A 23387-nucleotide genomic window follows, 5' to 3' on the forward strand; every position below is an offset into this window, starting at 1 on the left:
TCCTTCGCTTCTTTCGTATCAAGCATGACGGGAACATGTAAAAACTCACATTTAGATTTGAGTGCCTCTGTGCATCTCGCAATAATATAGTTGGCGTGGATATCGACGTCTTCATTTCCCACCTTAGACATGGAACATATGAAGAATTTATTAGAGAGTTATATTCCTTTAGCAAAATCTACTGCAAAAATGTTTGGACCAAATTGCGAAGTGGTTATTCATGATTTAACGAACCCTCAAGCATCTGTCATGTTTACAGTAAATAACCATGTGACAGGAAGAGAAATCGGCCAATCATTTGATCATCTAGTAAAGACTGTATTACAATCAGAAGATTTTAAAGAAGATTATCTGGCTGGTTATACATTTGTAACAGAAGATAAGCGTACGATTCGTTCTTCGACTTCATTAATACGTGATTCAAAGCAAAAGGTGATTGGTGCTTTCTGTATCAATTTTGATGTTGAAGCACTAAATCAAATGCAGCAATTTATGGATACTTTTCTTTCTACACAAGTGGAAGCTCAAGAGAAAGAAACAACATCAAATGATGATCTTGAAAATGTGGAAGAAATAGTAGATCAATTGATTCAACAAATTATTCAAAACAGTGTTCATCCAGTCATGAAACGTCATGAAAAAATTGAACTAATTAAATTTATGGATGAAAAGGGCATCTTTTTAATGAAAGGATCTGTTGAGAAGGTCGCATCTATGTTAGGCATTTCCAAAGTAACCGTCTATAGCTATTTGGATGAAATCAAAAATAAATCGAGGTAAGGAGTGTCAAAATGAAAAGCATACTCGAGGTAGGAAATCTAAAATCAAACGGACACTATGCATTCGCAACCATTCATCAAAACACGGTCTATGTTTCAGGACAATTTGCCATCAATCCCGAAACGAGAGAAAAAGAGTTCGGCCACATTGAAGAAGAGACATTACAAGCGCTTAAGAATGTAGAGATGATTGTAGAGGCTGCTGGAAGTAAAAAAAAGAAGATCTTGCGCATGACATTATACATTTCGAATATTCATTTATGGGACAAAGTAGATGCTGTTTATACTAATTTTTTCGGTGAACATAAACCAGCACGTACTATTGTACCAACGAATGAATTACATTTTGGTTTCAAAATTGAAATTGATGCCATTGCATATATTTAAGATATTTTTTTGCCTACTCTATATAAAAAATTATATTTCATATAAAAAAATATTCGAAGGGGTAGATGATCGATGAATCAATTGATTTGTAACCATTGCGGGAGAAAGTATGAGATGACACCAACTCTATGGAAATGTGATTGTGGTGGAGTATTAAATCTGGTGAAAGATACTCCGAAAATAGATGTTGCAGCTTGGGATGACTATCCAAATTCATTATGGCGTTATGTTGAAACCATGCCATTTACAAAAGGTTCAAAGACTTGGGAAACTGTCACAATGGGGGAGGGTCAATCCCCTTTAATCGTTCTAGACCCTAATGAGCCAAACACTTATGTAAAAGTTGATTATATGATGCCGACATTATCCTTTAAAGACCGAGGAGCCGCTGTTCTAATGACAAAGGCTAAAGAATTAGGGGTATCAAAAGTGATTGCTGACAGTAGTGGGAATGCAGGAACGGCGATTGCAGCTTATGCAGCACGTTGTGGTATTGCCTGTGACATCTATCTAAGCGATGAAACTTCGCCTAAAAAGGTTGCTCAAATAAAAGCACATGGAGCAGCGATTAAAACAATTCATGGTACACGTGAGGACATTGCAGCTGCGGCACAAAAGGCAGTAGACAATGAAAACGTTTTTTATGCAAGCCATGTCTATAACCCTTATTTTTTTGAAGGAACAAAAACATATGCCTATGAAATCTATGAGCAACTAAAAGGAGCACCTGATGCTTTAATCATTCCGGTTGGAAACGGTACTCTCCTCCTAGGTGCGTATTATGGCTTTAAAGAGTTATTTGAAAATGGTTTCATTCATAAAATACCGAAAATCGTTGCCGTACAAGCGAAAAACTGTGCACCCCTTGTGAAAGCTTATCAAAATGAAGAGGAATCAGCATCACCTGTGACGAATAAAGGGACCTTAGCAGAAGGGATTGCCATTGCTGCTCCAGCACGCTCCAAACAAATTTTAGAAGCTGTACTAGATACCAATGGTACGTTTATTGATATTAAAGAAGATGAGATTCTAAATGCACGCTCTAAACTAAGTGAGAAAGGATTTTATGTAGAAGTGACATCTGCAGTCAATTTGGCTGGCTACATGAAATATAAAAAGGAATCAGAAGAAACCATTGTCATACCTCTTTGTGGTGCAGGGATTAAATCAAAATAACCCTATTAGAATTGTCTCTCTTTGAAAATATGGAAATCCGCCATTGTGAAGCAGATTGGTCTTACACCGACTTCCATTTGAAAACTATCAAGATGACATATCCATTGCTGGATCTTTAGGATTCTGATAGTTACTTAATGCCAGATGTGTGTAAGACCGTTACAGTTAGATTGCGTCAACTAATCCGCACTTGGCCTGATGATGATATAAATAAAAAGAACGCTCTCTATTTGGTAGGAGGAATGGAGCTAGCGCATCAACAAAATGAGCCATTGGGATTTATATAAGAATAGGAATTGTCATATGACAGACCATTGAAAGAAATGTAGATCCATTTTTTGCTTTATAAACAATAGTCAAATAAGGATTCTACAATAATCAATTTTTTTGATGAATAAAAAATAAAAGAAATAAACATTAATCAATAATTTTAACGCGAACAAATTTTTGTTCAAATCCATATAATCAATTGATTATATAAGTATTCAGTTATATAATATTGGAGGAGTTGATAACAGGGACCGTCACCAATATTTGAAAAGAGGGAGGGAACCATTGTGACTTCAGATGTTTCAATTGGTTTGTTACATATGTCGAATTGTTTAAAAATACTCAGTGATCAAACAAGACTCATTATGATGAAATTGTTTTTGGAGAAGGAATATTGTGTTTGTGAACTGGTAGATAAGTTCGAAATGAGTCAACCAGCGATTAGTCAGCATTTACGAAAATTAAAAAAAGCTGGATTTGTCCATGAGAACAGAAAAGGGCAGTGGCGTTATTATTCAATCAATACACTGTGTCCAGAATTTGAGACGATTTGTATCATCTTAAATCTAATTGATAAAGAAGATGACCTTTTAAAAAGCATACAACATAACGCAACAAACATTTCTTGTTCGTAAGGAGGGATGGGTTTGAGTTTTGCCGTTTTATCATTACTCATATTTTTGTTAACTTTGGTATTGGTTATTTGGCAGCCAAAAAATTTATCCATAGGGTGGTCCGCATGTGGAGGGGCCATTTTAGCATTAATCGTAGGTGTTGTGAATGTTGATGATGTGATCACCGTGACAGGCATCGTATGGAATGCGACTTTAGCTTTTGTTGCCATTATCGTCATCTCACTCATACTTGATCGAATCGGCTTTTTTGAATGGGCAGCATTGCATATGGCAAAGGCTGCAAAAGGCAGTGGGCTGCGTATGTTTGTGTATGTGACCATCCTTGGTGCAATCGTCGCTGCTTTATTTGCAAACGATGGTGCAGCACTTATTTTGACACCCATTGTTTTAGCAATGGTCAGAGCATTACACTTCAATGAAAAAATTGTATTCCCTTTTATTATCGCGAGTGGGTTTATTGCAGATACAACTTCGCTTCCCCTTGTCGTTAGTAATTTGGTGAACATTGTAACAGCCGACTATTTCAACATTACGTTTATTGAATATGCATCCAGAATGGTTGTTCCAAACCTTTTTTCATTGCTAGCGAGTATCACTGTACTGTACCTTTTCTTTAGAAAGAGTATACCTAAACGCTATGATATGACTGAGTTAAAGCATCCTTGTGAAGCAATAAAAGATCCAAAGATGTTTAGATTATCTTGGTATATATTAGCTTTTTTGTTGATTGGTTATTTTGCAAGCGAATTTTTATCTATACCTGTATCAGTCATAGCTGGTGTGATTGCCATTTTATTCTTGGTCATTGCACAAAAAAGCCCTGCTGTCCAAACAAAAAGCGTTCTAAAAGAAGCACCATGGGCGATCGTTTTCTTTTCCATAGGTATGTACGTTGTTGTCTATGGCATGCGAAATGCAGGGCTCACTGATGCTCTTTCAAGCGTGATCCAAGCTGTAGCAGATCAAGGTTTATTGGCAGGGACTCTTGGTATGGGATTTATCGCAGCAATGCTTTCATCTGTCATGAACAATATGCCGACTGTCATGATTGATGCATTAGCCATATCCGGTACCGATACACAAGGAATAATGAGAGAAGCGTTAATTTACGCAAATGTCATTGGTTCTGATTTAGGACCAAAAATTACGCCCATTGGCTCCTTAGCAACACTACTGTGGCTCCACGTCCTTTCTCAAAAAGGTGTGAAGATTTCCTGGGGCACATATTTCAAAATAGGAGTCATTTTAACTGTACCAACACTATTCATCACGCTTTTAGCTTTGTATTTCTGGCTAATGATTATACATTAAAGGAGACGATCAACATGTCAAAGAAAACAATTTACTTTTTATGTACCGGTAATTCTTGCCGTAGTCAAATGGCTGAAGGTTGGGCTAAAAAACATCTTGGAGATGAGTGGAAGGTCTATAGCGCTGGTATTGAAGCTCATGGATTAAATCCAAATGCTGTAAAAGCAATGAAAGAAATAGGGATTGATATTTCTAATCAAACGTCTGACCTGATTGATCAAAAGATATTGCATCACGCTGACTTAGTCGTCACACTATGCGGTGATGCAGCTGATAAATGCCCGATGACTCCACCACATGTCGAACGTGTCCATTGGGGCTTTGATGATCCAGCAAAAGCAGAAGGAACAGAAGAAGAGAGGTGGGCATTTTTCCAAAGGGTAAGAGATGAAATTGGAGATCGATTGAAACAGTTTGCTGAGACTGGAGAATAATATCTTTTATATGTGAAAGGAGACATCAATTCAGTGGATTGCGATGATCGAGTATGCAAAAATTCTATGGGATTGGCTAATAAGTCAAGCAAAGGAAAATGAGTGTGAACAATTTCATTTAGATTCTGGTGTTCATAGGCATGATGCACATAGATTCTACCTTAAAGTTGGATTAGATATTACTTGTCACCATTTTCAAATGTCTCTTTAACAAATGGATGGTCAGCATCGATTAGGTGGAATTAAGTTATATTTAGAAGAAACAAATGCATTCATTAATGTGCCATTTTTAGCTTTTCATTATTTGGAAGATGAAGAAAAGATCAGTTTATTTGATACTATCAACACTAAAGCTAAAGGTATAGGGTCTTCTTTAAGCCGATATCTAAAAAAGGACTCAGAAGATTTGAGTTGGGTGGCAGCACAACTTATTATCCAACCAGACAGTCCATTTCATGATTTAGGAACAATTGTAGGCATGAGAACAACTTCTAAACGCGTTACTTTACAAAACATTTATAATACTCTCGTCTATTTAACAAAGCATAACAAACTATCTGAGTTGTCAAAAGAAAAATTACTTAGTTGATATAATCATACCAAAGAAGAAAAGGAGAGAAGAAGAATTATGGAGATAACGCCTGTAGTATTAATAGGAGATAGAGTAAAGATACAACCTATGGAAGATTATCACGTACAGGAATTATTTGATGCGGGAAACAATTCAGATATATGGGCACACATGCCAATGAGGGTTCAATCGATTGAAGATATGAAGTCCCTTGTGAATGGAGCACTTCAAGCGAGAGAGCAAGGAAGCGAATTTCCTTTTGTTATCTTCGATAAGAATTCGGAGAAAATTGTGGGAAGCACTCGTTTTCTTAATATATCCATACCAAATCGTAACTTGGAAATTGGTTGGACATGGCTGTCTCCAACTGTTTGGCGAACTAGAATAAATACAGAATGTAAGTATCTTCTTTTGAAACACTGCTTTGAAACACTTGGGATAATTCGTGTTCAGTTGAAAACAGATAGCAGAAATGTGCGGTCTCAGCAGGCAATTGAACGGTTGGGTTTGGTAAAAGAAGGGGTGCTTCGGAATCATATGGTTATGCCTGACGGTTATTTAAGAGACTCTGTGTATTACAGTGTAATCGACCAAGAATGGGTGCTAGTGAAGGACAAATTGGAGAGTATGCTACAATAATCTCGTATTTTCGAAGTGTTGCTTATAAAACTAAAGGGTGCTTTGACTTAACAAAGGAGGTAGCTGCGGCACCTCCTTTTCTTATTGAACAAACGGAGCAACTAACTTTACTTGAACAATTATGACCCTAAAAAATATACATATAATAATAAAGGGTAATAACACAATTCTGTGGGGAATGAACATGTTATCGAAACGTGAAGAAGAAAGACGAAACCAATTAGAAGTAGTGGCTTTAGATGAATTAGTGCCTGAAGATCATCTTGTACGGAAAATAGATCAAGCGATCGATTTTGACTTCGTTTATAATCTTGTTAAAGATCATTATAGTTTCAAAAATGGTAGACCAAGTGTGGACCCCGTTGTTCTCATTAAAATGGTTTTGATCCAATATCTATTTGGCATTCGCTCCATGCGTCAAACCATTAAAGAAATTGAAACCAATGTTGCTTATCGTTGGTTTATTGGGTATGGGTTTTCCGAGAAAATTCCGCACTTTTCTACCTTCGGTAAAAACTACGGTCTGAAAGGCGCTTTATAAAGCACCTTCTATACTTATTCCCAAGTTTTTGCATGTTTCTGAACTAGTTCAATCATGCTAGTAATAGAGGGTGATAGCCATTTATCTTTGTGATATGTCAAGTAAGTCGATAGGGAATTTTGTTGGTTTGAAACTTTCTCTCCCTTAAATAGGCCATTTTTTAGTTCTTCTTTTACAGAAAAGAAGGGAACAAGAGATACCCCTAGTCCATTTTTAACACATTGTTTTATTGCTTCAATGCTTTGAAACTCTATACTATCTTTTATATAAAGTTCATTTGATATAATGTAATCATCGAAAACTGATTTATAACTACATCTTAAATCAGAATATAATGCAGTATTTAATGTTTCCCCTTTGCTGTGTGGACTAATGAAGACCATTATCTCCCGTACTAATTCTTCGATATACAACTCCTCCTGTGTCCAGTTCTTGTTTTCCAAAACCAAAGCTAAATCAATGTCACCACTTTGAAGGCTCTTGGTGACATCGTAATTTTCTAATGACTTAACGTAAAGACTCACTTTCGGATATTTCTGCTTAAATTCGAGGAGAATAAGAGGAATCCGGCAAATAGTTAAGGATTCTGATATTCCTATAGTTAGATCTCCTTGAGGTTCCTTATCAATAGTTAGTGATTGTTCGTATAGTTCAATTATTTGATTTGCATAAGGAAGATATTGCTCTCCGAAGTGAGTCAATATTATTCTCTTTCCTAATCGGTCGAAAAGGGGCCTACCTAATTCTTTTTCTAATTCTTTAATATGTGTAGTTATAGACGATTGAGCATAACCCAAATGCTCAGCTGCTTTATTAAAACCATTTTTGTTAACAATTGTCTTGAAAGTAATTAAATGTCGAAGTTCCAACTTAATATCTCCTCTTAGGATAGTTTAATAATATTGAACTACCCTATCTAATATATTCATTTTACTAAACTGTATTATTCATTTAAGCTAATAACCAAGAGGTTGTCAAACAATAATTTTAGGAGGTAAAAGAAATGAAAAAAAATATATTATTTGATACTTTTAAAATTAATAAAACGGAGTTAAGAAATAGAGTTGGACTAGCACCAATGACACGAATTAGTGCTACAAAGGATGGTTATGTTACAGACAAGATGGTTAAATACTACCGTTCTTTCGCAAAAGGGGGATTTGGGTTAATAATAACTGAAGGTACGTATATTGATGATAAAAATAGCCAGACATATCAATATCAACCAGGTATTGCATTCGACGGACAAGCAGTAGTTTGGAAAAAGATTGTAGATGCAGTTCATGAAGAAGGTAGCAAGATTTTTATGCAATTACAGCATAGTGGACCACTTTCACAAGGAAATCATTTTTCAGAGGAAACGATTGCTCCGTCGTCAGTAAAGCCACAAGGGGAACAACTAAAATTCTATTTCGGAGAAGGAGAGTATAAAATACCTCGAGAAATGACTAAAGAGGAAATGGATAATGTGAAAAAAAGCTTTGTAAAAGCTGCTCAGAGGGCAGAATCTGCTGGATTTGATGGGGTTGAAATCCATGGGGCCAATGGTTATCTCTTAGATGCTTTTCTTACAGAGTATACCAACCTACGTACAGATGAATACGGAGGAAGCACAGAAAATCGTGTAAGGTTTTTAGTTGAAATTGCATCCGAAGTAACTAAATCTGTAGGAGATGATTTCATAGTTGGCATGCGAATCTCTCAATCGCAAGTAAATGATTATACCTATAAATGGTCAGGAGAAGAGGAAGATGCAAAAATCATTTTTGGTTCTCTAGGTCAATCAGGATTAGACTATATTCACGTAACGGAGTATAAAGCCTGGCAGCATGCATTTGATGGAGGAGAAAAATCCTTAGTTTCTTTAGCAAAGAAATATAGCCAGTTACCAATAATAGCAAACGGTCAATTAGATAGTATTGAAAGAGCAACTGAAATGTTAAGTAACGGTGATGCTGATGTTGTAACAATAGGAAAAGGTGCTTTAGCTAATCACGACTGGGTAAAAAAAGTTGAAAAGGCAGAACCATTAACCGTTTTTAATCCAGACGAAGTTCTTTATCCAGTAGCTAATATAAAAGATTTTGAAATCAATTAAACCAAATAAGCTAACCCAAACGCGTTAGCTTATTGTGGTTCTATTTCAGAAGGCGGTTGATTTTCTATACCCCATTCACACATTTCTTCCAAAATCGGAATGAGTGAAGCTCCTTTAGCTGAAAGATAATATTCAACTTTTGGGGGAATCTGTGGATATTCTTTCCTAACTATTAATTCACTCATTTCTAGTTCCTTGAGTTGTGAACTAAGTGTCTTAAATGTTATGTTACCAATCATTCTATGCAACTCATTGTAGCGGATCGGATGGTTTTCTGCTAGTAAATATAGGATTACCATTTTCCATTTTCCGCCAACCAAGGACAAAGTATAACCAAAAGGAGTATCCTGTATATTCTTGATTTTACCATGATATCCATTCATTGTCATTGAGATCATCCTTTCAAATAAACATCTGTATGAACTAAAATGATTGTATAGATGTCTTATATTAGTTTACAGTGAACTGTAAGACTTGAAAAGGTACTATCTTTTTAGATAGTACCTTTCATTTTAGTGCGTACTATTAATTGATTTTAATTGGTTTATACTGAAATTAGTTGAAAAGTAAAGGAGATTAAAAATGACAAATAAAACAATTCGTCTTCTAATGCCGCAATGGCAAGGTGGAAATAATCCTAATTATTCATTTGGTGCTGAACTTCTCGCTTGGTTAGCTCCACAAAATGAACAGCCGCTTATAAAAGTTCCTGTTTATGACCCGGATGAGAGTCCCCTTGAATTGGAAAGAGGGGTTCGCGGTAGAACCCAAGTAATAAATCAGTTGAAGTCTGCTCAACAAATTATTGCTGCCCATCAGCCAGATAGCATCATTATGTTTGGTGGTGATTGTCTGGTTGAACAAGCACCTTTTGCTTATTTAAACGAACGCTATAATGGAGAACTAGGACTGATATGGATTGATTCACATCCTGATGTATCTAGTCCAAATGAGTTTGAGAACAGCCATACTATGGTATTAGGGAATTTATTAGGAGAGGGAGATACGGAATTTGCAAATGAAGTAAAAGTTCCATTAAAGCCAAGCAATGTCTTTTTTGCTGGACTTGAAGAAACATTTTCACATGAAACAGAATTAATACAAAGGCTCGGTATGAAAACTGCAAGTACAAAAGAACTGATAAATAATCCTAAGGCTATTAAAGAGTGGATTGTTGAACAAAATATTAAGCATCTAGCTATTCACCTTGATTTAGATGTTCTTGATCCTAGTGCATTCCGTTCTTTGATTTTTGCAAATCCGGATTCAAAAGAAACGATAGACTTTCCTATGGGCAAAATGCATTTTCCACAATTGACGGAGATAATCCAGGATGTATCAAAAGAAACAAATGTGGTAGGATTGGGCATCACGGAGCATTTGCCTTGGGATTCTATTAATTTAAAAAAGCTTTTAAGTACTATACCTATCTTTGTTTGAGTAACAATCCTATCTTACTAAACATGTATTAATTTAAATGGAGGTATTATGGATAACGAAGAGAAGACATTACGATTGATCATGCCACAATGGCAGGGCGGTAACAACCTTTCGTATCACTTTGGAGCTCAGTTACTAGCATGGCTTGCTCCACCCACAGATGATGAAACAATCGAAGTACCTATTTCCACGGATCCTACTAATGATGAAAAAGAAGAGGGAATCGTAGCCAAAAAGCAAATCATTAAGCAAACTTCTTTAGCTTTAAATATTCTTCATGAACGAAATCCAGACCGGGTGGTTGTTTTAGGAGGAGACTGTAGCGTAGAACTTGCACCGTTCGCTTATCTTACAGAAAAATATAAAGAGGAATTGGCTATACTTTGGATAGATGCCCATCCGGACATTAAAACAGCAGAGCTATATCCGCATTATCATGCCATGGTACTGGCAACACTTCTTGGAGAAGGGGATCCTAATTTCGCTTCGCTTGTCTCTCGAAAAGTTAATCCAAGCAATTTACTATTTGCAGGGATTAATGATGAGAAAGAAAAAACACCTTCAGTTTACGAAAAATATAAATTTCCTAATGTGAGTTCAGAGGAATTTGCTTCATCTAGCGAAAATGTACTGGCAGCATTGCGAGCAACAGGTGCTTCTCGGATTGCCGTTCATTTTGATCTGGATGTATTGGATTTACGCGAGTTCCGTTCGCAAGGTATTGCTAAACCAGAGCGCTATGGTGAATATGTAAGTAAAGGGTTAAAACGTTCATCCATTCAATCTGTAACTCGCCTGATTCAAGATGTTAGCAATGAATTTGATATTGTTGGGTTAGGTATTACGGAACATCTGCCTTGGGATGCACTTACACTTTCAAATATGCTTAATAACTTACCGTTGTTGAAAAAGCATTGAGCATAAATATAAAAATGAAAAAGAAGTTCTTGAGCAGCTTACAAAGTTGCTCAAGAACTTAGGTGCAGTAGCTGTCAAGGGAATATTATGAATACAACCAAAACTTAAACTTGAGCTGAGCTCTCTTAGTTTACATAATATATATTCTAGGAAGTTACAGCACAAATGAATTTCTCTTGTCTCAAATCTAAGTATACTTATCTTATTGAGACAAAAAAAGAAAAAATCAAAATCCCACGTTTATTCGCCAGATTTTGATTTATCAAGATATTTATTGTGACATCTGGATTAATAATGGCGCCACCGCCAATCCATACATAGTTCCAATGGTGACTGGTTTGCCGAATTCAATGCCTTTTGCACGTTCTATTAGGTCAAGCGGGTGTCCAGCCGATGCATCAAAATTTGCAAAAAAATGCTCGCCAACCTCTAATTCCTTTAAAATGGATGTTCTTTTTTCTGGCTGATTGGTTTGCTGGTATGCAAATGTCAATTTCTCGATCTGCGATCAGGGTTTGGTCACTAGAAACATAATGTTCTCCTTGGATCATTTTTTCCTTTTCACTTCTATTTATCCTGATTCATCATTTGAATGAATGCATCTGTGAATTGTGTCGTGGTTTCGCTTCCTCCTAAATCCTTCGTTTTTATGTTCATTTTCATCATCTCATCCAGAGTGCGTCTTATAAGAACAGCCGTCTTTTTCAGCCTGTCATCATGATATTTCACATATAACCAGTCAAAAAGCATGACTGTAGAAAGAATTAACCCCATGGGATTGGCGATATTTTGCCCAGCAATATCCGGTGCTGATCCATGTGCTGCCTGTGCCATCGCTTGGTTTTCGTTACAATTTAATGAAGGGGCGATCCCTAAACTTCCGACTAGTTCCCCTGTTAAATCCGATAAAATATCCCCAAACATATTCTCTGTCACAATGACATCAAAATCACCGGCACGTCTTACTAAGTGAGCTGCCATTGCATCGATATGTAGATCTTCTACTGTCACGTGCGGATATGCTTTTGCCACCTCTTGGCATGTTCGCAGAAATAAACCAGATCCTAATTTGATTACGTTTGCCTTGTGAACAATGGTCACCTTTCGCCTGCGCTCCATTGCACTTTGAAAAGCTGCATGAGCAATACGTGTAATCGCTTTTTTGGTAAACACACCTGTGGATATAGCGACCTCTGGCGTAATCATCCACTCTCCTACCCCATGATACATGTTCCGATCTGGATAAAAGCCTTCTGTGTTCTCTCGAAAAATCACGAGATCGACGTTTTGCACAAGGCCCTGTACCCCAGGTAATGATTGAGATGGACGAATGTTTGCAAATAAATCAAACGTATGACGGAGCTCTCCGCTTGGATTTCTCCTCTCTGTCAATATCTCTGGATATGAGGCAGAATCATGAGGACCTAAAATCCACCCATGGCACTTTTTTAATTCTTCTATAGTAGATGCTGGCACAGGATCTTGGTGAGAATGGATGGCTTCAAAGCCAATTGGACATTCGACATATTCCACAAATGACTCCTGAAACTGTGATAGCGCTGCCTTTAAGATGCGCATATTTGCTTGTACAATTTCTGGCCCAATCCCGTCTCCTTTCAACACACCGATACGATATGAATTCATGCTTCCTCCCCCTTTATGTTTATTTTACCTTCTCGTCAGAAGAATTGGGAAGGCAAGATTTCTTTTGACTAGAATTGTTCATGTTCCTGCCTCAAGTTATTTACGAATCAGCCCATCTCATTTATAATCGAGTAGATTTGTTCAGTGACAGATACATCTTTAAATGTGAGGGATTAGATGGAATTAAAGTGGTATAAAGCGATAATAGTCATTTTCACGATGTCTGGAATTTCCATCTCTACATGGTTTTCACGGACACCGGAAGTCAGAGATTTATTACAAGCCAATACAGGAACGATGGGACTTATTTTACTTGGCTTATCCGTTGGTTCAATTGTCGGGCTTGTTCTTTCAAATGTATTTGTTCGAAAAAAAGGCGGCCGCGTGGCGATTGTGATCAGTGCTTTTTTGATGTTCCTTGGATTCACCACTCTTGCCATTGGTTCAACACTCTCTTCTATCTTTGTCGTCACTGCCGGTCTATTTCTTTTTGGAGCAGGCTCAGGTATGTGCAATGTGGCGATGAACCTAGAAGGGACAGAAATTGAATACAGTATCAAGAAAACCATTTTGCCTATATTGCACGCTTCCTTTAGCATTGGCACTTTAATTGGAGCAGGAGCTGGCATTCTTTTTATCCATCTAGGGGTCTCTGTGCTGAATCACCTACTTGTCATTGCCCTTCTTTTCTTTCTCAGCATCTTGATTTGCACACGGTTTATTCCGCACGGTACAGGAAAGGATCAGCATGAGAAGCAGTCAGATACAATAGATGATACTCAAACGCCATGGCTGAACAAACGAACAGTCTCTCTTGCGATGATCGCCTTATGTCTTGCGTTTGTCGAAGGGTCTGCCAATGATTGGATTCCACTTGCAATGGTGGATGGCTACCAGGTTTCACATTCCATGAGTACAGTCATCTATGCTTTATTTTTATGCGGGATGATTAGCGGCAGACTAATTAGCGGACGTTTGATCGATCGTTTCGGCAGGGTGTTATTGCTAAGAATTGCGATTTTATCAGCCGCCGCCGGACTATTTCTGGTCATTTTAAAGATTTCACTTGTTGTATGTATGATATCGATCTTTTTATGGGGACTTGGCGCTTCTTTAGGCTTCCCGCTAACCATTTCTGCAGCTGGTGATGATAGCCGGTACGCCGTGAAACGCGTCAGCATTGTGACCTTATCAGGTTATACAGCCTCTCTTTCTGGGCCGCCTATATTAGGGCTGCTTGCCAATCAAGTAGGACTGCTTCATGCCTTTATTTTTGTTTTATTCGCCATATGTATTGCAGGAATCTTTACAAAAGCTGTAGCAAAACCGCGTTCATTACAAGTTCACTAAAAGTGTCTGATCCTCGATCATGGCACTTTTTTTAAATTTAAAAAATAAAATTGAAACCTTTCATGAAGTGAAACAGTCCTATAAATGTCCTGATGTTTATCGCTTTTTTAAAGAGGGAAAGTAAAAAAATAAGACTTTTCAAATAACAGAAAACGTGGTAAGATCATGAAAATAAACAGGAAGGGGTGAGAAAAATGAAAAAAAATATGCTGCTAAAATTAGCTGTCTTATTTATAGCACTCGCAAGTTTTCATTTGTTCTCAATGCCTCATTCCGTTCAGGTATACCATCATGCAAAGGTGGTTGCCGATCAAGAATCACATGAAATGAAAATCGCTCAGACAATGGGCGATGAAAAGAAACAAAAACATGTGAGCGCAGTATTTGCCGCATTTACAGTACTGCTGATGATTGGCAGTATGACAGCTGGATTTGCACGCATCACTCATACTGATCAATTTGACCGGAAAAAGAAGCATTTACTTGCAGTATTCTATCAATCTTCTTATTTCCGACTATCTCGTGTTTAACCCAACCATCTAAATCAAAACAAAAATTGGGAGGTTTTACACGATGTTATTTTTCTTAAGAGTATTCATTCTAGGTCTATTCTCTGTCACTTCACTTTCTCTTTTCGTCTACCAAGGAATTGAAGTAGTGCACGCCATTACAAGCATGTTTGGCAACCACGAGAGCTAAATGACCCGTATATAAAAGAAACCCCCTGCGATAAACAGGGGGTTTTCGTTTGCTTATTTATTGTCATCTGGTGCAGGTTGAGGTGTGACAAGGACATGTGTTACTTCTCCCTGCTCTTCCTCATCTACAATAAATGATCCATTGCTATAGCGGTCATTCGCTCTTAAAGTAGAGATATCAAGCGGAATCGTTGCACCCTTATCCGTATCAATCTCAAGTGTATCGTGCAGTGATGCAGCAATAACAGCCACAATACGGTGCGGGTTTTTCTTTAATTCTCTTAGCATCAGAACTCCGCGTTTGGCTCTAGATGTTTTATCAAATTCAGAGAGGTTCATTCGCTTCACAGCCCCTCTTTGTGTCGTCAGTACGAGGACATCGTTTTTCGGATCAATGATCTGGCCAGAGACTACTTCGTCCCCATCTTTCAAGTTGATACCTTTGACACCGGCCGCTCTCGGACCAACAACACTTACTTCTTCTTCATCAAACCACAATCCATAGCCATTCTTCGTCGCAATAAACAATTCCTGCTGTCCTGTTGTCACATGAACATCCACGAGTTCATCGTCCCCTTTTAGGTTCAAGGCGACAAGCGGTTTCGAATAGCGCTGCGCTTTATATTGAAGAAGCTCTGTTTTCTTCACCATTCCACCTTTTGTAAAGAACAGAAGATACGACGTTTCATCAAATTCTTTAATTGGTATGGCTTTTTGAATTGATTCATCACGATCAATTGAAATGATATTCGTAATATGCTGCCCCATGTCTTTCCAGCGTATGTCTGGCAGCTGATGAACTGGACAATAAATATAGCTCCCTTTATTCGTGAACAATAGGAGGACATCCGTTGTATTCATTTCAAACTGATGAATCAGGCGGTCTGTATCCTTCATGCCAAAGTCCTTACCGTTAGATGCAGCATAGGAGCGCTGACTTGTCCGTTTGATGTACCCATCCTTCGTCACCGTGACGTAAACATCCTCTGAGGCGATCATCACTTCAAGGTTAATCTTAATTTCTTCGATTTTTTCCTCAATGACAGACCGTCTCTCATCAGCATATGTCTTTTTGAGCTTTTTCAAACTGTTTGTAATGACCTTTAGCAGCTTTTTCTCGTTACCTAAAATGTCTTCAAGTTCTGTTATACGCACATCAAGCTCACTAGCTTCGTCTCTTAATTGCGTAATATCCGTATTCGTTAATCGATATAACTGGAGGGAAACAATCGCTTCTGATTGTGCTTCTGTAAAGTCATATTTCTCCATCAAGTTGTTTTTCGCATCTCGCTTATCATTAGAGGAGCGGATTGTGGCAATGACTTCATCTAAGATGGAAAGCGCCTTAATTAATCCGTCTACAATATGGTGGCGTTCCTTCGCTTTTCGAAGCTCATATGCTGAGCGGTTCGTCACCACTTCTTTCTGATGGGCAATATATGCATCAAGTATAGTTGTCAGCGTCATTAAGGTTGGTCTACGATTATGTATCGCCACCATATTAAAGTTATATGGAATTTGCAGATCTGAGTTTTTATATAAGAAATTCAAGACACCATTTGCATCTGCTTCTTTTTTCAGCTCTACCACGATTCGAAGCCCAGTTCGGTCAGTCTCATCTCGAACCTCTGAAATTCCTTCAACTTTTCTTTCAATTCGGAACTCGTCCATCTTTTTGACAAGATTGGCTTTATTCACTTCATAAGGAATTTCTGTGATCACGATTTGCTGGCGTCCGCCGCGGATGGTTTCAATTTCCGCTTTTCCGCGAATCATAATCTTTCCTTTTCCTGTTTCATAAGCCTTCTTAATGCCGTCGACCCCTTGAATGATACCGCCTGTTGGGAAATCTGGACCTTTGATGACTGTCATTAAATCCTCAACCGTACAATGCGGCTGTTCGATTCGTTTAATGACACCATCAATCACTTCTCCCAGATGATGCGGCGGGATATCGGTGGCATAACCTGCTGAAATCCCTGTTGATCCATTCACGAGAAGGTTTGGAAACATCGCTGGTAAAACAACTGGCTCCTTGCTTGTATCATCAAAGTTTGCGACAAATTCGACCGTTTCCTTGTCTAAGTCCTTTAATAGCTCTGAAGCAATGGCAGAAAGCCTTGCTTCCGTATAACGCATGGCAGCAGGCGGATCTCCATCGATACTCCCGTTATTCCCATGCATCTCAATGAGCACATTTCGTACTTTCCAATTCTGACTCATTCTCACCATCGCTTCATAAACAGATGAGTCACCGTGCGGATGATAGTTACCAATCACGTTACCGACTGTTTTCGCGGCTTTACGGAAGTTTTTATCTTGCGTGTTTCCTTCTGCGTACATCGCATATAAGATTCTTCGTTGTACAGGCTTTAGTCCATCTCGCGCATCTGGAAGCGCACGGTCTTGGATAATATATTTACTATAGCGACCAAACCGGTCTCCGATCACTTCTTCTAATGGTAAATCATGAAATCGTTCTTGTTGTGCCATGTTTAAACCTCCTCAGCTAGCGACAAGTTTTCATTTTCAAGAATGTTGCTTTCCTCATCAAGTCCAAAGGCGACATTCTTTTCAATCCATTTACGTCGTGGTTCTACTTTGTCACCCATCAATGTCGTGACGCGGCGTTCCACACGTGCAGCATCGTCGATTTTGACCCTGACAAGTGTTCTCGATTCTGGATTCATTGTCGTTTCCCATAGCTGGTCGGCGTTCATTTCACCTAAACCTTTATAGCGCTGAATCGTGTACCCTTTTCCAACTTTCTTCAGTACGTCATCCATTTCTTCATCAGACCATGCGTACTCAATGATTTCTTTTTTCCCTGAGCCCTTGCTGACTTTATATAAAGGGGGTAGTGCAATAAACACTTTGCCATGCTCAATCAGCGGCTTCATATAGCGGTAGAAGAACGTCAGTAGAAGCACTTGAATATGCGCTCCATCTGTATCAGCATCTGTCATGATCACGATTTTGTCATAATTGATGTCTTCTACATTAAAATCGACACCGACGCCTCCACCGATCGCATGAATAATGGTGTTGATTTCTTCATTTTTGAAAATATCAGCAAGCTTCGCTTTTTCTGTGTTGATGACCTTTCCACGAAGCGGCAGCACCGCTTGGAATTTACGGTCACGCCCTTGCTTTGCTGATCCGCCCGCTGAGTCGCCCTCTACTAGGTACAATTCGTTTCTTGCTGGGTTTCTAGATTGAGCAGGTGTTAATTTTCCGCTCAGTGTTGCTTCGGACTTTTTCCGTTTCTTGCCGCTCCTTGCTTCTTCACGTGCTCTTCTAGCAGCTTCTCTTGCCTGCTGCGCTTTAATCGCTTTTTTCACAAGAAGAGTGGCTGTTTCCCGGTTTTCTTCAAGGAAATAAGCCAGCTTTTCAGAAATAACAGCATCAACAGCCGAGCGAGCCTCACTTGTCCCAAGCTTTCCTTTTGTCTGGCCTTCAAATTGAAGCAGTTCTTCAGGAATTCTGACAGAAATAATGGCTGACAGTCCTTCGCGAATATCAGTGCCTTCTAAATTTTTGTCTTTTTCTTTTAAAAGGGCTACTTTGCGTGCATATTCATTAAAGGCTCTCGTCATCGCCGTTTTGGCACCAGACTCATGCGTACCGCCATCTTTCGTTCTGACGTTATTGACGAAAGAAAGAATATTCTCCGAGTAGCCGTCATTGAATTGAAAAGCAAAATCTACTTCGATGGATTGATGCTCTCCTTCAAATGAGACCACTTCACTCAGAACATCTTTTTCTTCATTTAAATAAGCAACGAAGGCTTCAATGCCCGTCTCATAATAAAAGGTTTCTTGTACATCATGTCGTTCATCAATCAGCTCTATTTTTAATCCTTTTAATAAAAAGGCAGATTCTCTTAAACGTTCTGATAAAGTATCGAAGTTATAGGTCGTGACACTGAACATAGTTGGATCAGGTTTAAAATGAATCAGTGTTCCTGTTTTTTTCGTTTTTCCGACTTTTTCAAGTGATGTGGCAGGCTTTCCGCCATTTTCAAAGCGCTGATGATAAATAAAGCCGTCGCGTTCAATTGTGACAGTGAGCCATTCTGACAGCGCGTTTACTACAGATGCCCCAACTCCGTGAAGCCCACCACTTGTTTTATATCCGCCTTGACCAAATTTTCCGCCTGCGTGAAGGACCGTTAAAATGATCTCAGGTGTCGGTTTTCCAAGCTTATGCATACCAGTAGGCATCCCGCGTCCTTTATCTTGAACGGAAATGCTGTTATCTTTATGTATTTTGACAATGATATGATCTCCATGGCCAGCGAGCACTTCATCGACAGAGTTGTCTACAATCTCATAGACAAGGTGATGAAGACCGCGTGAATCCGTAGACCCAATATACATCCCTGGACGTTTACGGACCGCTTCAAGTCCCTCTAGCACCTGAATAGAATCATCGTTATAATCTACTTGCTGCTTTTTAACCAAATGCTTAATCCCCTTTCACTAACAAACATAACCGGCAAACCATCAAATGATCTCTCTAGATTTTAATGATGATCATGCTGCTCATTACTGTCCACTTTAATAAGCTGCATCATCACCATGCATGTGTGAATCAACAAAACATGCTCTTTTGCACGGCTATGAGAAATGTTCTACATTCTGCAATCAGAACTAGAAGTCCATTATAAACAAGACTGTTTGATAAGCCAAATGCAATCATATGATGGTTTTCACAAAACAGAACAAACGTTCTACCTTTATCTTATCGCTCTTTTTCTTGATATGCAAGGTCACCGCTATGTCCCTGTCGCCTTATTTTATCGCTTTCTTCTAGAATCGCAAATATATTTCTGCAACAAAAAAGCAAAAATCCTTGAAAACCAAGGATTTTTGACGATTTAATGAGTTTTTGTCATTGCATGAGCCACCTTGATACATAAATCCATGATGGCGACCTTGCCATTTTCCTCAATCAGCCTTTTCGCTTCCTCGTGATAGATGCCTTGCTGCGCCCAAAAAACAGGTGCGTCCATTTCAAGAAATTCTTCTGCCACCTCGGGCAAAAACTCTGAACGTCTAAAGACATTGACGATATCAACAGGATCTTTGATGTCCTTTAAAGAAGCGACTGCTTTCACACCAAGTGCTTCATCAATCGTTGGGTTCACCGGAATGATCTCATATCCGGCATCTTGCATCGCTTTAGACACCATATAAGACGTTCGGTGCGGCTGATCTGATAATCCAACAACAGCAATTCGTTTACTGCTCTTTAATATACGGCCAATTTCTTGTTTCGTAGGATGATTCATCCAAACACCCCTTTTCCTCTATTTTAGCGAACTTCTGCTTAAAAACAAAGCTGAATCCATCTGCTTTTGATTTTTTCAAAAAAAGATCCCCATGTTTTTCATAAGATCATGTTAAAATGTAAGACAAGAGGGAGAATATAAAGGAGTTATGCAGATGTTAATTGCTTTGATGTTTATTTTGGCTTATCTTCTCGGCAGTATTCCATCCGGTCTCATTGTCGGGAAAGCTGCAAAGGGTATCGATATCCGTGAACATGGCAGCGGAAACCTAGGTGCAACGAATGCATTTCGTACACTTGGCGTAAAAGCAGGGTCTATCGTGATTTCAGCTGATATTTTAAAGGGAACCCTTGCTTCTGCTTTACCGTTTTTCATGCAACTGGACATTCATCCCTTATTAGCAGGAGTTGCTGCTGTTATCGGTCACAGCTTTCCTGTCTTTGCAAAATTTAAAGGGGGAAAAGCAGTCGCTACATCTGGCGGCGTGTTATTATTTTATGCCCCATTCTTATTTATCACGATGATCGCTGCTTTTTTCTTATTTTTATACATTAGTAAATATGTTTCACTATCATCTATGCTGACCGGTATCTATACATTCATTTACAGCATTTTCACCAAAGACGTATTCTTAATCATTGTTGTTGCCGTTCTAGCTGGTTTTGTGATCTACAGACACATCGCCAACCTCAAACGAATCCTCAACAAAACTGAACCGAAAATCAAATGGCTCTAGCCGTTTCATAAGTTTCATTATGTGGTAAAAGGAAAGAAAAGCTGTTTTTGCATCCTGCATTTAAAAAAACAGCATGACTTCAAAAAGGGGCGATCACATTGAAATTAACGATAAAAGAAGATGCACTCAATTGGTACAAGGATGAACTAGATTTAGAAAAAGGTGATCAAGTTCGCTTTTTTGTGAGATATGGCGGGTGCAGTAATGTACAAAAAGGCTTTTCTCTCGGCGTCGCAAAAGATGAACCTCAAAATGCCGGCGCAACCGCTGAAATAGAAGGTATTACTTTCTTTGTTGAAGAAAGTGATATTTGGTATTTTGACAACCATGATCTGCATATTGATTATAACGAGTCCGTGAAAGAACCAGAGTTTCATTATGAATAAACAAAAAAGATACCTCATCCCTCGGGTATCTTTTTTGTTTTATCCTTCAATATATAGCCCATACTCATGAATGTTTCCTAAAGACCGCTCCTTTTGCAGGATTCTTTTTTGTGGTTCACCAATCAAGTCAAAGTGTGGAAACCCTGCGCGGTCATGAATCCATTCTTTTTTGAGTCCATGTTTTTCTCCCCACTCAATTAACTGCTTCATATCCTGACAGGCTGCTTTAGTGACGGTATTGGCATGCGGGAAACGGTCATCAAGCCAATAATGGGTTAAAAAGGCCAGTTCTCCTTGCTGGACAGCTGATTTCCACGCATTTAGATCGCTTCTTTTAATACCAAACGCCATGAATTAAACCTGCTTCTTCGACTGTTCGTATACTTTGTGCCAGGCAGGAAAAGCTTTTCTAAATTGAATAGGTCTAAAGGTTTCTTTGTCTACACAAATATGTGAGGTTGTCCCTGTAATCGCTGTTTGCCCATCAGGCTTTTGAATTTCGTAGCCATACACCGTTTTGAGTCCATTGTATTCTTCAATCCACGTATGAACTGTCGCTGTTTCACCGTACAGCAATGGTTTTTTATATTGCACCTGTAAATCTATAACGGGTGCAAGAGCGCCGTCTGCTTCTAGCTGCGCATAGGAAAATCCTAATTCTTTAATCAGTGCTGTTCTGCCGACTTCCATCCAGATTAAATAATTGGCATGATACACGATGCCCATTTGGTCTGTTTCTGCATAACGGACTTCTATTTCTTTTTTAGATACATACACGTTTTCATCGCTCTCCTATCAAAACCTAAGGTCTCTGCCATTTTACCACAATCGAAATGGTTCTTCTAAAAGGAGGCAATAAAATAAACCAGGAATCCCTGGTTTATTCGGTATAGCCATTTTTTCTTGCTGCTTCTTCGTCCTTGATCTCAGAACGCATGGCATCAATACTCATTTTTCTATTTTCATTTTTTTGCTTGATCATCTGTTTTTCTTGATCTGTCGAAAGGGCCATCGCTGCTTCAGATTCATCGATATTGTCAAGGGTGTTTTCGATCATATCTTGCAGCTTTTCAACGTTATCAGAACGATCATCTGGATTGGATTGATATGACTTTCCATTCATCATGATTCCCTCCTTATTCGCCCTTCGTCTGTATGACATCAGGCTGTTCATTTGATTTATTATGCATCTTTTTTCCTTTATTACGTTTGTACGCTACAGGTTTTGTCCCTAAATGGTCTGGTGTAAACTGCGCTTGTTTATCATGCTCTCTGCCCATCATTCATCCCTCCCTCTTCTTTAGGATGAACGAAAAAGGATAATTCATAACTTATTTCTGTCTAAAACGCTCTTCCAACTTTTCTTCAAGCTGGTTTAAAAATTCCTCATTGCTTAATAATTCTTTTTTATTTTCAAGTACAAGCTCTTCAAATGTACGTCGTTTTCTTCTTCTCATTGTACTCACCTCCAGTGTTTGTATTTCATTTTCGCCAAAACATTTAGAAAATAAGCAAAAAAGCTGAATCATTATAGACCCAGCTCTTGCTCAATTTCTTTTTTTGTCAGCATTTGATGCTTTACAGACACGATTCGTCCTTTTTCATCTAATATGTATGTCGTGGGGTATGAAAGCACCTGATATCGTGCTTGAATGCCTTTTTGATCCAATAAAATAGGAAAGCTCAGCTTTAATTCATCTGCAAATGCTGCAACATGATCTGCACTTTTTTCAGTGGTCGTCAAATTCACCGCAAGTACTTCGACCTGATCATATTCGCTTCTAATTGCGTCTAGATCCGGCATTTCTGTCCTGCATGGCTTACACCATGTCGCCCAAAAATTGACGAGCACCTTTTTCCCTTGATAATCAGATAACGAGGCCGTTTGACCATCTAGGGTTTTAAGTTCAAAATCAGGGGCTTGATCCCCTTTTTCAAGACCGATTGCGGGCTCTTTTGGTTCAAGTAAATTCCACACAAGTAAACCAATCAACACAAGTAAAACAGCGCTTGCCATTCCTTTTTTCCACATGATTGATCCTCCACTATTTTAAAAAAGAAGAGAAAGCTGTCTAGGCGCC

28 protein-coding genes and 2 pseudogenes are annotated in these 23387 nt (G+C 38.6%); 17 read left to right on the top strand and 13 right to left on the bottom strand.

Features of this window, described 5'->3' with window-relative positions; translation table 11 throughout:
* Positions 1–129 precede the first annotated feature (129 nt).
* The 9 genes and pseudogenes from C6347_RS05075 to C6347_RS05120 form a co-directional block, all read left to right on the top strand.
* A complete protein-coding gene (locus tag C6347_RS05075; protein WP_106071484.1) occupies positions 130–780 on the top strand; it encodes a helix-turn-helix transcriptional regulator in 651 nt (216 codons plus the stop codon).
* Positions 781–791: 11 nt separating this feature from the next.
* On the top strand, positions 792–1166 hold the full coding sequence (locus tag C6347_RS05080; protein ID WP_106071485.1) for a RidA family protein: 375 nt from the start codon (positions 792–794) through the stop codon (positions 1164–1166).
* Between the two features lie 72 nt (positions 1167–1238).
* On the top strand, positions 1239–2342 hold the full coding sequence (locus C6347_RS05085; RefSeq protein ID WP_066030841.1) for a threonine synthase: 1104 nt from the start codon (positions 1239–1241) through the stop codon (positions 2340–2342).
* Positions 2343–2899: 557 nt separating this feature from the next.
* On the top strand, positions 2900–3247 hold the full coding sequence (locus C6347_RS05090) for an ArsR/SmtB family transcription factor (protein WP_060596446.1): 348 nt from the start codon (positions 2900–2902) through the stop codon (positions 3245–3247).
* A 6-nt stretch (positions 3248–3253) separates the two neighbouring features.
* Positions 3254–4558, top strand: coding sequence for an arsenic transporter (locus C6347_RS05095; protein ID WP_374955727.1), 1305 nt, complete (start codon positions 3254–3256; stop codon positions 4556–4558).
* Positions 4559–4572: 14 nt separating this feature from the next.
* A complete protein-coding gene (gene arsC / locus C6347_RS05100) occupies positions 4573–4992 on the top strand; it encodes an arsenate reductase (thioredoxin) (RefSeq protein ID WP_106071487.1) in 420 nt (139 codons plus the stop codon).
* 214 nt (positions 4993–5206) lie between these two features.
* Positions 5207–5581, top strand: coding sequence for a ParB N-terminal domain-containing protein (locus tag C6347_RS05110; RefSeq protein ID WP_106071488.1), 375 nt, complete (start codon positions 5207–5209; stop codon positions 5579–5581).
* A 39-nt stretch (positions 5582–5620) separates the two neighbouring features.
* Positions 5621–6202, top strand: a complete 582-nt coding sequence (locus C6347_RS05115; RefSeq protein ID WP_106071489.1) for a GNAT family N-acetyltransferase — start codon at positions 5621–5623, stop codon at positions 6200–6202.
* A 184-nt stretch (positions 6203–6386) separates the two neighbouring features.
* Positions 6387–6722, top strand: a pseudogene (locus C6347_RS05120) (transposase); the annotation flags it as partial.
* A 35-nt stretch (positions 6723–6757) separates the two neighbouring features.
* Here C6347_RS05120 and C6347_RS05125 read toward each other — a convergent pair.
* Positions 6758–7612: a LysR family transcriptional regulator gene (locus tag C6347_RS05125; protein WP_106071490.1), complete on the bottom strand. Its 855-nt coding sequence runs from the start codon at positions 7610–7612 to the stop codon at positions 6758–6760.
* A gap of 134 nt (positions 7613–7746) precedes the next feature.
* Here C6347_RS05125 and C6347_RS05130 point away from each other — a divergent pair, with 134 nt between their 5' ends.
* Positions 7747–8841: an NADH:flavin oxidoreductase gene (locus C6347_RS05130; protein ID WP_106042029.1), complete on the top strand. Its 1095-nt coding sequence runs from the start codon at positions 7747–7749 to the stop codon at positions 8839–8841.
* Positions 8842–8870: 29 nt separating this feature from the next.
* Here the strand turns inward: C6347_RS05130 and C6347_RS05135 are convergent, their stop codons facing one another.
* Positions 8871–9230, bottom strand: a complete 360-nt coding sequence (locus C6347_RS05135) for a winged helix-turn-helix transcriptional regulator (RefSeq protein WP_106042027.1) — start codon at positions 9228–9230, stop codon at positions 8871–8873.
* Positions 9231–9423: 193 nt separating this feature from the next.
* Between C6347_RS05135 and C6347_RS05140 the strand changes: the two genes are divergently transcribed.
* Together C6347_RS05140 and C6347_RS05145 are read left to right on the top strand one after the other, a co-directional pair.
* Positions 9424–10281, top strand: a complete 858-nt coding sequence (locus C6347_RS05140) for an arginase family protein (protein WP_106071491.1) — start codon at positions 9424–9426, stop codon at positions 10279–10281.
* A 48-nt stretch (positions 10282–10329) separates the two neighbouring features.
* On the top strand, positions 10330–11199 hold the full coding sequence (locus tag C6347_RS05145) for an arginase family protein (protein ID WP_258182055.1): 870 nt from the start codon (positions 10330–10332) through the stop codon (positions 11197–11199).
* A 272-nt stretch (positions 11200–11471) separates the two neighbouring features.
* Here the strand turns inward: C6347_RS05145 and C6347_RS05150 are convergent.
* Both C6347_RS05150 and C6347_RS05155 read right to left on the bottom strand, forming a co-directional pair.
* Positions 11472–11750 (bottom strand): annotated as a pseudogene (locus C6347_RS05150) (maltose acetyltransferase domain-containing protein); the annotation flags it as partial.
* A gap of 16 nt (positions 11751–11766) precedes the next feature.
* A complete protein-coding gene (locus C6347_RS05155; RefSeq protein ID WP_060596432.1) occupies positions 11767–12843 on the bottom strand; it encodes an isocitrate/isopropylmalate dehydrogenase family protein in 1077 nt (358 codons plus the stop codon).
* Positions 12844–13020: 177 nt separating this feature from the next.
* Here C6347_RS05155 and C6347_RS05160 point away from each other — a divergent pair, with 177 nt between their 5' ends.
* The 3 genes from C6347_RS05160 to C6347_RS19395 all read left to right on the top strand — a co-directional run bounded on the left by C6347_RS05160 (position 13021) and on the right by C6347_RS19395 (position 14892).
* Positions 13021–14193: an MFS transporter gene (locus tag C6347_RS05160; protein WP_066030851.1), complete on the top strand. Its 1173-nt coding sequence runs from the start codon at positions 13021–13023 to the stop codon at positions 14191–14193.
* A 194-nt stretch (positions 14194–14387) separates the two neighbouring features.
* On the top strand, positions 14388–14723 hold the full coding sequence (locus C6347_RS05165; RefSeq protein WP_034660789.1) for a hypothetical protein: 336 nt from the start codon (positions 14388–14390) through the stop codon (positions 14721–14723).
* A gap of 43 nt (positions 14724–14766) precedes the next feature.
* Entirely contained in the window at positions 14767–14892 is a 126-nt protein-coding gene (locus C6347_RS19395; RefSeq protein ID WP_008343787.1) for a hypothetical protein, read from the top strand.
* Between the two features lie 53 nt (positions 14893–14945).
* On the opposite strand, the gene parC is transcribed toward C6347_RS19395, so the two are convergent.
* The 3 genes from parC to C6347_RS05185 all read right to left on the bottom strand — a co-directional run bounded on the left by parC (position 14946) and on the right by C6347_RS05185 (position 20184).
* Positions 14946–17384: a DNA topoisomerase IV subunit A gene (gene parC / locus C6347_RS05170; RefSeq protein ID WP_060596430.1), complete on the bottom strand. Its 2439-nt coding sequence runs from the start codon at positions 17382–17384 to the stop codon at positions 14946–14948.
* 2 nt (positions 17385–17386) lie between these two features.
* The gene (gene parE, locus C6347_RS05175; RefSeq protein ID WP_060596429.1) at positions 17387–19354 is read right to left on the bottom strand and encodes a DNA topoisomerase IV subunit B; all 1968 of its coding nucleotides are present in this window, start codon (positions 19352–19354) and stop codon (positions 17387–17389) included.
* A 416-nt stretch (positions 19355–19770) separates the two neighbouring features.
* Positions 19771–20184 (bottom strand): CoA-binding protein, encoded by a 414-nt coding sequence (locus C6347_RS05185; protein ID WP_034660785.1) that lies wholly within the window; start codon positions 20182–20184, stop codon positions 19771–19773.
* A 154-nt stretch (positions 20185–20338) separates the two neighbouring features.
* Here C6347_RS05185 and plsY point away from each other — a divergent pair, with 154 nt between their 5' ends.
* Together plsY and C6347_RS05195 are read left to right on the top strand one after the other, a co-directional pair.
* Positions 20339–20920 carry a glycerol-3-phosphate 1-O-acyltransferase PlsY gene (gene plsY, locus C6347_RS05190; protein WP_060596428.1) on the top strand — a complete coding sequence of 194 codons (582 nt, stop codon included), beginning with the start codon at positions 20339–20341 and terminating at the stop codon, positions 20918–20920.
* A 98-nt stretch (positions 20921–21018) separates the two neighbouring features.
* A complete protein-coding gene (locus C6347_RS05195) occupies positions 21019–21306 on the top strand; it encodes a HesB/YadR/YfhF family protein (protein ID WP_003210876.1) in 288 nt (95 codons plus the stop codon).
* 39 nt (positions 21307–21345) lie between these two features.
* On the opposite strand, the gene C6347_RS05200 is transcribed toward C6347_RS05195, so the two are convergent.
* From C6347_RS05200 to C6347_RS05225, 6 genes are all read right to left on the bottom strand, one after another.
* On the bottom strand, positions 21346–21657 hold the full coding sequence (locus tag C6347_RS05200) for a hypothetical protein (protein WP_034660782.1): 312 nt from the start codon (positions 21655–21657) through the stop codon (positions 21346–21348).
* Between the two features lie 3 nt (positions 21658–21660).
* Positions 21661–22083, bottom strand: a complete 423-nt coding sequence (locus tag C6347_RS05205) for an acyl-CoA thioesterase (protein WP_034660781.1) — start codon at positions 22081–22083, stop codon at positions 21661–21663.
* Between the two features lie 103 nt (positions 22084–22186).
* Positions 22187–22429, bottom strand: a complete 243-nt coding sequence (gene tlp / locus C6347_RS05210; protein WP_003211760.1) for a small acid-soluble spore protein Tlp — start codon at positions 22427–22429, stop codon at positions 22187–22189.
* A gap of 13 nt (positions 22430–22442) precedes the next feature.
* Positions 22443–22586, bottom strand: a complete 144-nt coding sequence (locus C6347_RS05215; protein ID WP_008357830.1) for an acid-soluble spore protein N — start codon at positions 22584–22586, stop codon at positions 22443–22445.
* A 51-nt stretch (positions 22587–22637) separates the two neighbouring features.
* Entirely contained in the window at positions 22638–22763 is a 126-nt protein-coding gene (locus tag C6347_RS05220) for an FbpB family small basic protein (RefSeq protein WP_003211002.1), read from the bottom strand.
* Between the two features lie 71 nt (positions 22764–22834).
* On the bottom strand, positions 22835–23338 hold the full coding sequence (locus tag C6347_RS05225; protein WP_106047847.1) for a TlpA family protein disulfide reductase: 504 nt from the start codon (positions 23336–23338) through the stop codon (positions 22835–22837).
* Between the last annotated feature and the right edge of the window lie 49 nt (positions 23339–23387).

The organism is Bacillus sp. NMTD17 (genome assembly GCF_002998735.1).
Taxonomy (GTDB): Bacteria; Bacillota; Bacilli; order Bacillales; family Bacillaceae; genus Bacillus.